Raw genomic sequence first — 11,587 nt, 5'->3', positions numbered from 1 at the left:
CCACCAACGGCACACCTCCGGATGGCTGCCCCTCGGGGATGAGGTGGTGGGAGGATAGGCGACTTGGGAAGGGCGGGGATAAGTCGGCCTGCGTATGCCCTCGGGGGAGAAGGATCGCGCCCTCCCGCCGCCTCTCCCCCTCACCCGTAAACACACCGAAACCCGATATACACCGCCGTGAACCCCGCGTCTTTCCATTGAGGGGTGTCGCTGCGGGTCTGTGCCGGGCCGTACCACCAGGAACCGCCCGCCGTCAGGGCCTCGCTGCCGCGCCGGTCGGCGAGCCATTCCCAGAGATTGCCGCCCATGTCGTGGAGGCCGTTGACGCCACGGCGGGTCGCTCCCGTCGGCGCGTGGCGCTCCCAGACATCGCCGGCGGCCGGGTCGGTGCCGGTGAGGTTCATGCCCTCGGGCCTGTCGCCGACGGGGAAGGGATAGGTCTGGCCGGGCTTGAAGCCGTCGGTCGGGGCCGCGCGGCGCTCGGTGAAGGCGGCCTCGCGCCATTCCGCCAGCGTCGGCAGCCGCCCGCCCTGCGCCGCGCAGTAATCGCGCGCCTCGAACCAGGTCAGATGCGCCGCCGGGTCGTTCTCCCGTGCCGGGGTGCCGGAAGGACTGCGATAGCTCCAGCCCGGCCGGCGCTGCCAGCCGAGGCGGTATTCATGCCCGCCGCCCTCGCGTTCGGCCACCGTCGTCAGGCCACGCGCAGCAGCATGACGCGCGAACGCTGCGACCGTGACCTCGGTGGCGTCGATCGCAAAGCCGCCGACCGTGATCGCGCCTTCCGGGCCTGCCGCTCGCGCCGCGCCCGCCCCATGCAGCGCCAGCGCGATCAGCGCGCCCCATCGCCAGCCACTCGCCATGTCGTTCCCCGTGCCTTTGCCACCGCGCGATGTTGCGGGGAGCCGGCTGGGGCGCAACCCGCGCATCGCCGCACCCACGACGATGTGAAGGCAGGCGCGCCTCAGCGGTTGCGCCGCTCCCCCCGCAGCGTCGCCAGCCCGATCCCGACCGCATCAAACCCGCCATCCACCGCCAGCGTCTGGCCGGTGATGTAGCTCGCCTTGTCGCTGCACAGGAAGAAGATCGCCGAGGCCAGTTCCTCCTCCAGCCCGTAGCGGGCGAGCGGGATCGCGTCGCGGTAATCGGCGCGGATTTCGGGCGAGTGGACGGCGGCCGCCATCGCGGTCTCGACCGGGCCGGGCGCGACCGCGTTCACCCGGATGCCGAGCGAGGCCAATTCCGCCGCCTGCTGCTTGGTGAGGTGCCCAAGCGCCGCCTTCGAGGTGCCGTAGGCGACCCGCAGCGTCGAGGCGCGCAGGCCCGAAATCGAGGTAATGTTGACGATCGCGCCGCCGCCCTGGTCGGCCATGAGCGGCGCGGCGAGCTGCGTCGCCAGGAACGGGCCGGTCAGATTGACCGCGAGCACGCGGTTCCATTCTTCCAGCGTCGTCTCCAGCAGCGGCTTGAACACCGCCGTGCCGGCATTGTTGACCAGCGCGTCGAGACGCCCGAAGCGGCCGATCAGTACCGCAAACGCCGCCTCCAGCGCGGCGGGGTCGGAGATGTCGCTGTGCAGCGCCAGCGTCGCCTCGGGCGCGCCGATCGCGGCGACGGCCTGCGCCAGGAGGTCGCCCTCGATGTCGAGCAGCGCGACCCGCCAGCCCTCCTCCAGGAAGCGCCGGGCGGTGGCAAGCCCGATGCCGCGCGCGGCGCCGGTGACGAGGGCGACCTTGATGGAGTCCTGAGACATGGTGCGTTTCAAACCCTGTAGCTTTTGTTCTGGCTGGCGACAGCCTATGCACAGCGGCGCAGGCGTCGCCAAGCCGGGCCTGGATGCAGGAGCGGGCGGCGCGCCACGCCCCCGCTCGACAAGCGCGGCCATCTCCTGTATGGCCCGCGCACTCAACTGAAAACAGCGTGCCGAACGCCCGCGCAGATCAAGCGCGACAGCGGCAATTGGAGAGACCCGTGAACATCATCGAACAGCTCGACAAAGAGCAGGTTGCCAAGCTCAGCGAAGGTCGCGAGATCCCGCACTTCCAGCCCGGCGACACCGTCCAGGTCAATGTGAAGGTCAAGGAAGGCGAGCGCAGCCGCGTTCAGGCCTATGAAGGCGTCTGCATCGCCCGCAATGGCGGCGGCCTCAACCAGAGCTTCACCGTCCGCAAGATTTCCTATGGCGAGGGCGTCGAGCGCGTCTTCCCGCTGTATTCGCCCAATCTCGACTCGATCAAGGTCATCCGCAAGGGCAAGGTGCGCCGCGCCAAGCTGTATTACCTGCGCGATCGCCGCGGTAAGTCGGCCCGCATCGCCGAGCGCGTCGAGGCCCGTCCGCCCAAGGCGTCCAAGGCCAAGGTCGAAGCCAAGTAAGGTTTCGCTTCAGGCGAAAGAGTTTTTCAAACGCGGTCCTTCGGGGCCGCGTTTTTTTGTGGCTGGAGCTGCCGTCACAACACGCGCCGTCATCCTGGCGCGAGCGAAGCGGAGCGCCGGGATCCATCATAGGGCACCGTGGATTGCCCTATGATGGATCCCGGTCGACCTGCGGTCGCCCAGGATGACGCCGAGGTGGGTGGAAGCGACGCTTTACTCCTGCCCGCCGAATGTCATGTCGCGCCGCGCGGTGAGGATCGAGATCGAATAGCCGGCCACCACATCGACCAGCGCCATCAGCGTGATGATCAGGAAGGTGCCCGTGCCGAAGCCCGGGACCAGCAGGAAGCCGATGAAGCAGGCGATGAAGACGAGCATCGACAGGCCGTGATTGAGGATCGAGCTCGATTTGGCGCTGGTCGCGTTCATGATCTCGAAGAACAGCACGATCGTCGAGAGCGCCAGCAGCAGTTCGCTGACGGTCAGCGAAAACCGCGTCGCAGAGGGCAGGTTGAAGCCCGCGATCTCGCTGCTCAGCGGCACGCCGCTCGCCGCGACGGTGAGGCCATAGGCGACGACCGCCAGCAGCATGAAGGGGAAAAACCGCAGCATCGTGTCACCTGTCCGTTGCCACGGCATCAGGGCGCCGCGTCGCTTAGGTGCATAGCAGCGGAAGGCGCAGGACGCACGCCACCCGGCATGCGAGAGCCGCGATGATGAGACCTTCGCTTTCCGCAGCCCTGATCGCCATCGGCTTCGTTGCCGCCGCAGTCTGGAACTGTTAGAACCGCGCCATGACGAAGCGCCCCGCGATCGAGCATGGCCGGCTTTGCGTGGTTCGCCGCGAAGCGAACCTGCGCCGCATGCCCACAACGCAAGGCTTTGCCGCGCTGCATGACCATGCCCGGCTGCCCTGGCGCTTCTTTGGCCGCTTCACGGCGTCGCTCGTAGGCCTTACCCGCGCCTGAGACCTGCGCTAGTGCAGGCGACAGGCCGACGCCAGACGACGCCCGGCTGCGATGGCACCGGCGCCCAACAAGATTTTCCGTTCCGCTTCGAGACTCCAAAAGGCTTCACGCCATGACCGCGACCTCCGCCCCCCGCACGCTCTACGACAAGATCTTCGACGACCACATCATCGACCAGCAGGAGGACGGCACCTGCCTGCTCTATATCGACCGCCACCTCGTGCATGAGGTCACCAGCCCGCAGGCATTCGAGGGCCTGCGCATGACCGGCCGCAAGGTCCATGCGCCTGAGAAGACGCTGGCCGTCGTCGATCACAACATCCAGACGACGGATCGCTCGAAGGGCATCGTAGAGGAGGAAAGCCGCATCCAGGTCGAGGCGCTCGCCCGCAACGCCAAGGAGTTCGGCGTCGAGTATTTCAATGAGCTCGATATCCGCCAGGGCATCGTCCACATCATCGGCCCCGAGCAGGGCTTCACCCTGCCCGGCACGACCATCGTCTGCGGCGACAGCCACACCTCGACCCATGGCGCCTTCGGGGCGCTGGCCCATGGCATCGGCACCTCCGAAGTCGAGCATGTGCTCGCCACCCAGACGCTGATCCAGAAGAAGGCCAAGAACATGCTCGTCCAGGTGGACGGCACGCTCAGCCCCGGCGTCACCGCCAAGGACATCACGCTGGCGATCATCGGCGAGATCGGCACGGCGGGCGGCACCGGCTCGGTCATCGAATATGCCGGCGAGGCCATCCGCGCGCTCTCGATGGAGGGGCGCATGACGCTGTGCAACATGTCGATCGAGGGCGGCGCCCGCGCCGGCATGGTCGCGCCCGACGAGAAGGCCTTCGCCTATCTCAAGGGCAAGCCCAAGGCCCCGCATGGCGCGGCCTGGGACGAGGCGATGCGCTACTGGCAGACGCTGCGCTCCGACGAGGGCGCGCATTTCGATCGCATCGTGAAGCTCGACGCCAACAACCTGCCGCCGATCGTCTCCTGGGGCACAAGCCCGGAGGACGTGATCTCGGTCGCCGGCAGCGTTCCCGACCCGGCGCTGATCGAGGACGAGACCAAGCGCACCTCGAAGCAGCGCGCGCTCGACTATATGGGCCTGACCGCCGGCACCAAGATGACCGACATCCCGCTCGACGTCGTCTGGATCGGCTCCTGCACCAATGGCCGCATCGAGGATCTGCGCGCCGCCGCCAAGATCGTCGAGGGCAAGACCATCGCGTCCTCGCTCGATTATGCGATGATCGTTCCCGGCTCAGGGCTGGTGAAGCAGCAGGCCGAGGCCGAGGGGCTGGACAAGATCTTCATCGCGGCGGGCTTCGAATGGCGCGAGCCGGGCTGCTCGATGTGCCTGGCGATGAACCCCGACCAGCTCAAGCCGGGCCAGCGCGCGGCCTCGACCTCGAACCGCAATTTCGAGGGCCGCCAGGGCTTCAAGGGCCGGACGCATCTGGTCTCGCCGCAGATGGCGGCAGCGGCCGCGCTGGCGGGACGGTTCGTCGATGTGAGGCAGTTGGGCTGACCGGGTATCGCGGGGAGAGAGCGCCATGTCGAAGGACCCCCGCGAAGCCGCCCGCGCCGCCGAGGCGCAAGCCGCGCTGAACCGCGTCAAGCGCGACAGCGAGAGCCTGCTCGGCTCCTCGATGGGGCGCGCCGCCGATCATTTCAGCGGCGGCGATGCACCCAAGGGCGACAAGATCGAGCTCTGGGGGCGGCGCATCGGCCGTTCGCTGTCGCTGGTCGGCGTGATCGTGCTGGCCTGGTGGCTCGGCCATCAGCTCAAGGTCTGGTGATGGGCAGCGTTCCCCCTATCCGCGCCGCCAAGCAGGCAGGCACTGAGGCGTCAACATCGCCGGACATCGACTGGGACGGCGCCCGCGCGCCCTCCATCGCCGCCTTCGAGATCCTGGCGCAGGAGGCCTTCGACCGGCTGCCCGAGGAATTCCGCGCGCTCTGCAGCGACGTGATCTTCAACGTCACGGAATTTCCCGAAGACGACGTCTGCAAGGAGCTCGAGGCCGAGAGCCCCTTCGACATCCTGGGCCTGTTCACCGGCATCGGCCTGCCGCAGCAGGGCTACGCCCCGCAGACCGGCCAGATGCCCAACACGATCCATCTCTACCGCCGCCCCATCCTCGACTACTGGGCCGAGCATGACGAGACGCTGGGCGGCATTGTCAGCCATGTGCTGATCCACGAGATCGGCCACCATTTCGGCTTCTCGGATGAGGATCTGGAAGCCATCGAACGCGCCGCGGAGTGATCCCGGCCTCCCTCTCAACATGACGCCGACGCGAATAAGGACCTTGCCATGCAGCCCTTCACCACCCTGACCTCCACCCCCGCGCCGCTGAAGGTGATCAATGTCGACACCGACATGATCATCCCCAAGCAGTTCCTCAAGACGATCAAGCGCACCGGCCTGGGCACCGCGCTCTTCGCCGAGATGCGCTACAAGGAGGACGGCTCGGAGAATCCCGATTTCGTGCTGAACCAGCCGGCCTATCGGAAATCCGAGATCCTGGTCGCGGGCGACAATTTCGGCTGCGGCTCGTCGCGCGAGCACGCGCCCTGGGCCCTGCTCGATTTCGGCATCCGCTGCGTGATCTCGACCTCCTTCGCCGATATTTTCTACAGTAACTGCTTCAAGAACGGCATCCTGCCGATCGTGGTGTCTCCGGAAGACCTCGAGAAGCTGTTCGACGACGCCGATCGTGGTTCCAACGCCACCCTGACGGTCGATCTCGAAAAGCAGCAGATCACCGGCCCCGATGGCGGCACGGTCACCTTCAACATCGACCCCTTCCGCAAGCACTGCCTGATGAACGGCCTCGACGATATCGGCCTGACCCTGGAAAAGGCGCCAAAGATCGCGGCATATGAAGAGAAGCTGAAGCAGCGCGCCTGGGCTTGAAGCGTTTCGTCATTCTCGGGCGCGGCGAAGCCGCGACCCGAGAATCTCTTGCAGGAGATGCTCGGGTCTTCGCCCGAGCATGACGGAGGAGCCCTACCCCACCAGCCCCGCCATCGGCCCGATCCCGCCGCTGCCCGGAAACACCTTCTCCGCCAAAACCGGCCCCGAGAGCCCAAACAGCTCCGACACCACGCCCTTCGCCACGCCGCGAATATCCGTCGTCGGCTTGAGGTCGCGCTTGTCGTAAAGCTGCTCCGGCTTCAGCCCCGGCCAGTCGACGATCATCCGCCCGCCCTTGACCGCGCCGCCCACGAGGAAGGCCACCGTGCCGGTGCCATGATCGGTGCCGACCGTGCCGTTGACCCTCGCGGTGCGGCCGAACTCCGTGACGACCATCACGACGGTATCCTTCCAGACCGGCTTGAGCCCCTGCTCGAAGCTCGCCAGCGCCCCGTCGAGCCCACCCAGCAGTTGCGCCAGCCGGCCCTTGGCGCCGCCTTCATTGGCATGCGTATCCCAGCCCTCAAAGGCGAGAGCGGCGATGCGCGGCCCGTCATCGGCCCCCACCAGCGCGGCCGCGCCGTCTGCGATGCGCTTCATGCCCTCGGCGCTGTCGGGCCCACCGCCCCCCTTGGCCTCGCCGCTCATGCCGCTGCGCCGCGCGATGCCTTCGGTCGTGACGGCCTGGCTCAGCGCCCGCGCCAGACCGGGATCGCGCTGGCCGTAGAGGTCTTCCAGCCGCTGGATCAGATCGCTGCCCGCGCGCGCCATGCGCGGCGGCGCCCAGCCGAGGACAGGAGCCTCCCCGCGCACCACCAGCGGCGGCACCACACCGACACCGAGCACGCCGCGCTGAGAGATGCCCTCGCCCGGCGGCAGGCTCGCGATCAGCCGGTTGAGCCAGCCGCTCTCGGTCTGGCCGGGGCCGGCCTGCCCACTCTCCAGCACATCCTGCCCGTCGAAATGCGAGCGCTCGCGATAGCCCGTCGCCGCGGCATGGACGATGGACGCCTGACCCGACGCATAGAGCCGCGCGAGATTCGGCATGGCGGGATGCAGGTAGAAAAAGCCGTCGAGCGGCAGCGCGGCGTCAGGCCCGTCGCGCATCAGGGCGATGTCGTCGCGCAAGGCGGCATAATCGGGATCGCCGATCGGCGGCACCGCGGACAACCCGTCGAGCGCGCCACGCAGCACCACCAGCAGGAAGCGCGGATCGCGGCTGCCCGCCGCCGCATAGGCGAATTTCGGCACGAAGGACCAGGCGAAGAGCGCGCCTGCGGCACCCAGCATCGCCCGGCGCGATGGCGTCATCCGTTCGCAATCGTCGTCGTCATCGACCATCGGCGCTATCTCCTCTGGAATTCGGGCGACATCAGCATCAGGGCAAGCGCTTGCGGCTTGCTGTCGGCGCGCGCGACCGCAGCCCGCGTCTGCGGCGACAGCAGCGGGCCCAGGATGTCCTCGGTGAGTGCGCGCGGATCGGGCACGCTGCCCGCCGCCTGTCGCCCCCAACCCGCCGCGACGTCGATGCGGGTCTTGACGCCTTCCGGCGAGGCCCAGGCATCGTTGCTGTCGGGATAGCCATTGGGGCCCGAAGGCTGCCAGAACGGTTGGCCCATGGCGTTGAGCGGCCCGATGACCTGCCCGAAATCCGGTTTGCGACCGAGCGCCCGGAAGGCCGCGAGCAGAAACTCCTGCGGCGAGCGTATCTTGGTCGGCTCGGCCGTCCAGGCGGCATTCGACTCGATCAGGGCCCGCGACACCGCCGCCAGATCGCCCTCGGTCCGGCGGAACACAGCGGAAAGATCGCGCACCAGCGCGGGCGACGGATCGTCGGCGACGAAATGCCGGACGAGCTTGATCGCGATGAAATCCGCCGTCGCCGGATGTCGCGCGAGATCGCTGAAGGCCGCCAGACCCTTCTCCTTGCCGGGCTGGCCATAGGGTTTGCCCAGAAGCGGCGGCGTGCCGGGCTCATGCAGACCGGCATTGAAGGCAAAGGAGCCGGGAAAGCCGAGCACCGCCTCGCGACCGACGACCGTCCATCCGGTGATGATGCGCGCGAGATTGGTGACGTCGATCTGGGCATAGCCGCCGGAGACGCCCAGCGTATGCAGTTCGAGAATCTCGCGGGCGAGGTTTTCGTTGAGGCCTCGCTTGCGCCGCTTGCCGACCGGCGAGCCGGGGCCGATCGAGAGCCGGTTGTCGAGAAAGTCGAGCATCGCCGGGTGGCTCTCGGCCGCGACCAGCATATCCTCGAAACGGCCGAAGACATGCGGACGGATCGCCTCGCGCTCATAAGCGCCGGCCATGATGCGGGTCATGTTGCTCTTGGTCGCACTGACGCAGAAATGGTTCGACCAGAACTGCACCAACCGCTCACTCAGGCCGGTCTCGGCCTCCAGCGCCAGGCGCACCCGCGCCGAAACCTCGTCGCGATAGGTCTTGTAGGGCAGCGCCGGCTCATTGGCCGGCTTGGGCTGCGCCATCTGGTTCGAAGATGCTGCCGGTACGGCTGCGACCTTGCTCTCGGTCGTGCGGCGCGCCTCGCGTTCGATCCGCTCGCGATCCTCGAAGGCATAGAGCGCGGCCCCGATCTCGGCCGCTCCCGAAAATGGTACGCCGGACGGCTGCGGCGGCGTCCTGCGGTCGATCTCGGCCAGCAGCCGGTCGCGAACCGAAGATCGGATCTCCGCGCTCTGCCCCAGCCCGAAGCCGAGGCCGAAACGCTGCAGTCCCACGCTGTCGCTGCGCGCATCGGACGGGCTGGCCATGCGGTCGCCTCCGCTGGAGTTCGTCGGGCGCCGCAAGTGTGCCCGCAGAACTGTGGCGAAAACCAGAAGCAAAACGCGAAAATCCGAGGCTTGCCCGGATCGGCCTGAAGCGGTGAAGCCCAAATCGCCCCGCAATCAGCAAAAAACCGCCGCCCCTTGCGAGGCGGCGGTTCCCGAATGGTCGGTCAGGTTCGGGCGATCACATCGCCGGCAACGCCGCGACATCACGCGCCGGCGCGGTGAGCCCGGTGACCTTTCCAACCATCGAGGCTTTGCCGGTGGCGAGGTCGACCTTGTGCAGGGCGCCGTCCGCGAGGAGCCAACCAGTATTCGTTCCGTCCGAGGCGGTTTCGATGTCGAAGGCGATCGCCTTGGGCATCACACCGAGCTTGCCGACGGCGCCGAGCACGCCGTCATTGGGCGGCGCCTGCTTGATCAGGCCGCCGATGGTGGCATCGATGTTGTAGAGCGTGGTTTCCTTGGTGCCCTTCACCGAATTCGTGTAGGCGCCGGCGACGATGTTGGGCTTCTCGCCCTTGTGCATGTCGGCTTCGGCGAATTTGTGCGAACCATCGACCACGACCTTGCCGTCATCGACATTGACCCGGTAGTTCGTGCCGTCGGCACCCATCACGCGCAGCCGGTCGGCCGCCGGGTTGAAATCCACCGTCGCCATCGTCGAGGCCGCGAGGACCTTGTCCATCTTCGACTTCATCGTCGCCTTGCCGGCGGAATCGACCGTGTAGATCGTGCCGTCTGTGGTCAAAGCGTAGAGCATGCCGTCGGCGGGGCGGACATCGATGCCGGCGATCTTGCCCGAGATGCCGCTGACCTTCATCGACTTGCCGGCCTTCTGGCTGGCGGTGTCGATCATGGTGAGGGTGTCGTCGCCGGTGAGCGCGGCGAGCATCGCGGCCTGGGCCGAATGCGACGCGGCGAAGGAGGCACCGAGGATGGTCGAGGCGATCAGCGCGAGGCGGCGGGCCTTGTCGAGACGGGGCGTCCGGGTCATGTCGTTGTCCTCCGATTGCTGTAGAGGTGCCGCTCAGACCATCGGGGCCGCGGCACTCGCAGCGGATATCGACGGCGCCAGGCCGCGGATGCAGATTGAAAAATAAAGCCAGAATGCGCATCCGCAGCGGAACCACGCGCTTAGCCCAAGGTTGGCATCGGCCTTGGGTGAAAGCCTGATGGAACGGGGATGGTGGGGGACATCGCGTTGACGCAGACGGCAGGAGAGATCGAGGCGGCGCTGCTGGCCTGTGCCGCGGGAGATAAATCGGCGCTGCGCCGCATCTACGAGGCCGAGTCGCCGCGTATGATCGGTGTGGCTCAGCGTTTGCTGAAGCGTCGCGCACTGGCCGAGGAGGCGGTGCAGGATGCCTTTGTCCTGATCTGGCGGCATGCCGCGCGCTTCGATCCGCAGCGCGGCGCCGGCTTGACCTGGATTTACGCGATCCTGCGCAACCGCTCGCTCTCGATCCTGCGCGACGAGAAGCGGACTGAGACGAGCGATGCTCCGCTCGGCGAAGAAGCGGCCAGCGAAGAGGACGACCCCGAGACCGTGATGTCGAAACTGTCGGACGCCAAGGCGCTGCACGCCTGCCTCGAGACCCTGCCGCCCCAGCGGCGCGGCCTCGTGCTGCTCGCCTTCGTCCAGGGCCTGACCCATGGCGAGATCGCGGGCAAGCTGAGCCTGCCGATCGGCACCGTCAAATCCTGGATCCGGCGCTCGCTGATCTCGCTGAAGGAGTGCCTCGGATGAGCCCCGCGACGGATCAGAATGCCACCCCGCCGGAGCGCGACGCGCTCGCGGGCGAATATGTGCTGGGCCTTGTCGAGGGCACTGAGCGCACGGCGCTGGAAGAGCGCATCGCGCGTGAACCGGCGCTGGCGGCCAGCGTCGAGAGCTGGCGCGGGCATCTTGCCGCCATCGACGCCACCGCCCGCCCGATTCCGCCCTCGCCCGGCCTCTGGCCGCGCATCGAGGCCGAGATCGCCGCGATCCTGCCCGCCGCCGAACGCGGCCGCGCCAAGGCGATGAAGGCCGGCAACACGCTGGGCGACTGGTGGAACAGCCTGTTCATCTGGCGCGGTGCGGCCTTCGCCGGCGCGCTCGCCGCCATCGTGCTAGCCATCGGCCTGAACGGCGCGCTCGACCGGGCCAAGCGCCAGCCGGTGATGGTCGCCGTCCTGCTGACTGACGCCAACGTCGCCGCCGCCGTCGTCAACACTTATCCCGATGGCCGCGTCGAGATGGTGCCGCTGCAGAACATCGCCGTGCCCGCTGGCATGGCTCTCGAAATCTGGACGCTCTGGGACCGCGCCGTCGGCCCGCGCTCGGTCGGGCTGATCGACCGCGCCCGCACCACGCCGTTGCGGCTGGACCAGTTGCCGCTGGGCACCGACCAGCTTTTCGAGATCACGATCGAACCGGCGACCGGTTCGCCGACGGGGAGGCCGACCGGGCCGATCGTCGCGAAGGGGAACACGGCGCAGGCGTTGTGAGGTGGGGCGCCTGAAACGCGCCGTCATCCTGGCCGGAGCGAAGC

Annotated in this window: 14 protein-coding genes; 8 read left to right on the top strand and 6 right to left on the bottom strand. The window is 67.8% G+C overall.

What is annotated here, in order from left to right; translation table 11 throughout:
* Positions 1–140: 140 nt before the first annotated feature.
* Both IP69_RS04175 and IP69_RS04170 read right to left on the bottom strand, forming a co-directional pair.
* Entirely contained in the window at positions 141–860 is a 720-nt protein-coding gene (locus IP69_RS04175; RefSeq protein WP_082358950.1) for a formylglycine-generating enzyme family protein, read from the bottom strand.
* Positions 861–961: 101 nt separating this feature from the next.
* A complete protein-coding gene (locus IP69_RS04170; protein ID WP_054141560.1) occupies positions 962–1,750 on the bottom strand; it encodes an SDR family oxidoreductase in 789 nt (262 codons plus the stop codon).
* 218 nt (positions 1,751–1,968) lie between these two features.
* Between IP69_RS04170 and rplS the strand changes: the two genes are divergently transcribed.
* Positions 1,969–2,370 carry a 50S ribosomal protein L19 gene (rplS, locus tag IP69_RS04165; protein ID WP_054141559.1) on the top strand — a complete coding sequence of 134 codons (402 nt, stop codon included), beginning with the start codon at positions 1,969–1,971 and terminating at the stop codon, positions 2,368–2,370.
* A 213-nt stretch (positions 2,371–2,583) separates the two neighbouring features.
* Here the strand turns inward: rplS and IP69_RS04160 are convergent, their stop codons facing one another.
* The gene (locus tag IP69_RS04160; RefSeq protein ID WP_054141558.1) at positions 2,584–2,982 is read right to left on the bottom strand and encodes a hypothetical protein; all 399 of its coding nucleotides are present in this window, start codon (positions 2,980–2,982) and stop codon (positions 2,584–2,586) included.
* A 182-nt stretch (positions 2,983–3,164) separates the two neighbouring features.
* On the opposite strand from IP69_RS04160, the gene IP69_RS21700 reads away from it, so the two are divergent.
* The 5 genes from IP69_RS21700 to leuD all read left to right on the top strand — a co-directional run bounded on the left by IP69_RS21700 (position 3,165) and on the right by leuD (position 6,261).
* Positions 3,165–3,338, top strand: a complete 174-nt coding sequence (locus IP69_RS21700; protein ID WP_156323275.1) for a hypothetical protein — start codon at positions 3,165–3,167, stop codon at positions 3,336–3,338.
* 112 nt (positions 3,339–3,450) lie between these two features.
* Entirely contained in the window at positions 3,451–4,869 is a 1,419-nt protein-coding gene (leuC, locus tag IP69_RS04155) for a 3-isopropylmalate dehydratase large subunit (RefSeq protein ID WP_054141557.1), read from the top strand.
* A 25-nt stretch (positions 4,870–4,894) separates the two neighbouring features.
* Positions 4,895–5,140, top strand: a complete 246-nt coding sequence (locus IP69_RS04150; protein ID WP_054141556.1) for a hypothetical protein — start codon at positions 4,895–4,897, stop codon at positions 5,138–5,140.
* Positions 5,140–5,610, top strand: coding sequence for a metallopeptidase family protein (locus tag IP69_RS04145; RefSeq protein WP_082358949.1), 471 nt, complete (start codon positions 5,140–5,142; stop codon positions 5,608–5,610). The genes IP69_RS04150 and IP69_RS04145 overlap by 1 nt, the downstream gene beginning before the upstream one ends.
* A 48-nt stretch (positions 5,611–5,658) precedes the next feature.
* Positions 5,659–6,261 carry a 3-isopropylmalate dehydratase small subunit gene (gene leuD, locus IP69_RS04140; RefSeq protein ID WP_054141555.1) on the top strand — a complete coding sequence of 201 codons (603 nt, stop codon included), beginning with the start codon at positions 5,659–5,661 and terminating at the stop codon, positions 6,259–6,261.
* 93 nt (positions 6,262–6,354) lie between these two features.
* Here leuD and IP69_RS04135 read toward each other — a convergent pair whose 3' ends face one another.
* The 3 genes from IP69_RS04135 to IP69_RS04125 all read right to left on the bottom strand — a co-directional run bounded on the left by IP69_RS04135 (position 6,355) and on the right by IP69_RS04125 (position 10,047).
* The gene (locus IP69_RS04135; RefSeq protein WP_054141554.1) at positions 6,355–7,602 is read right to left on the bottom strand and encodes a DUF1501 domain-containing protein; all 1,248 of its coding nucleotides are present in this window, start codon (positions 7,600–7,602) and stop codon (positions 6,355–6,357) included.
* A gap of 5 nt (positions 7,603–7,607) precedes the next feature.
* Positions 7,608–9,035 carry a DUF1800 family protein gene (locus IP69_RS04130; protein ID WP_054141553.1) on the bottom strand — a complete coding sequence of 476 codons (1,428 nt, stop codon included), beginning with the start codon at positions 9,033–9,035 and terminating at the stop codon, positions 7,608–7,610.
* A 199-nt stretch (positions 9,036–9,234) separates the two neighbouring features.
* Positions 9,235–10,047 carry a DUF4394 domain-containing protein gene (locus IP69_RS04125; protein WP_054141552.1) on the bottom strand — a complete coding sequence of 271 codons (813 nt, stop codon included), beginning with the start codon at positions 10,045–10,047 and terminating at the stop codon, positions 9,235–9,237.
* Between the two features lie 189 nt (positions 10,048–10,236).
* Between IP69_RS04125 and IP69_RS04120 the strand changes: the two genes are divergently transcribed.
* Both IP69_RS04120 and IP69_RS04115 read left to right on the top strand, forming a co-directional pair.
* Positions 10,237–10,800, top strand: a complete 564-nt coding sequence (locus IP69_RS04120; RefSeq protein WP_054141551.1) for a sigma-70 family RNA polymerase sigma factor — start codon at positions 10,237–10,239, stop codon at positions 10,798–10,800.
* Positions 10,797–11,543, top strand: coding sequence for an anti-sigma factor (locus IP69_RS04115; protein WP_054141550.1), 747 nt, complete (start codon positions 10,797–10,799; stop codon positions 11,541–11,543). The genes IP69_RS04120 and IP69_RS04115 overlap by 4 nt, the downstream gene beginning before the upstream one ends.
* The last annotated feature ends 44 nt before the right edge of the window (positions 11,544–11,587 follow it).

The organism is Allobosea sp. AAP35 (assembly GCF_001295925.1).
Lineage (GTDB): Bacteria > Pseudomonadota > Alphaproteobacteria > Rhizobiales > Beijerinckiaceae > Allobosea.
Note: the sequence above shows the minus strand (reverse complement) of the source record. Positions and strands in the feature narration are given on the sequence as shown.

Coding starts and splice junctions, on each gene's coding strand:
- IP69_RS04120 (WP_054141551.1), top strand. CDS start 10,237: ATGGTGGGGGACATCGCGTTGACGCAGACGGCAGGAGAGATCGAGGCG.
- IP69_RS04145 (WP_082358949.1), top strand. CDS start 5,140: ATGGGCAGCGTTCCCCCTATCCGCGCCGCCAAGCAGGCAGGCACTGAG.
- IP69_RS04160 (WP_054141558.1), bottom strand. CDS start 2,982: ATGCTGCGGTTTTTCCCCTTCATGCTGCTGGCGGTCGTCGCCTATGGC.
- IP69_RS04130 (WP_054141553.1), bottom strand. CDS start 9,035: ATGGCCAGCCCGTCCGATGCGCGCAGCGACAGCGTGGGACTGCAGCGT.
- IP69_RS04175 (WP_082358950.1), bottom strand. CDS start 860: ATGGCGAGTGGCTGGCGATGGGGCGCGCTGATCGCGCTGGCGCTGCAT.
- IP69_RS04150 (WP_054141556.1), top strand. CDS start 4,895: ATGTCGAAGGACCCCCGCGAAGCCGCCCGCGCCGCCGAGGCGCAAGCC.
- IP69_RS04170 (WP_054141560.1), bottom strand. CDS start 1,750: ATGTCTCAGGACTCCATCAAGGTCGCCCTCGTCACCGGCGCCGCGCGC.
- leuD (WP_054141555.1), top strand. CDS start 5,659: ATGCAGCCCTTCACCACCCTGACCTCCACCCCCGCGCCGCTGAAGGTG.
- IP69_RS04115 (WP_054141550.1), top strand. CDS start 10,797: ATGAGCCCCGCGACGGATCAGAATGCCACCCCGCCGGAGCGCGACGCG.
- IP69_RS04135 (WP_054141554.1), bottom strand. CDS start 7,602: ATGGTCGATGACGACGACGATTGCGAACGGATGACGCCATCGCGCCGG.
- IP69_RS21700 (WP_156323275.1), top strand. CDS start 3,165: ATGACGAAGCGCCCCGCGATCGAGCATGGCCGGCTTTGCGTGGTTCGC.
- IP69_RS04125 (WP_054141552.1), bottom strand. CDS start 10,047: ATGACCCGGACGCCCCGTCTCGACAAGGCCCGCCGCCTCGCGCTGATC.
- leuC (WP_054141557.1), top strand. CDS start 3,451: ATGACCGCGACCTCCGCCCCCCGCACGCTCTACGACAAGATCTTCGAC.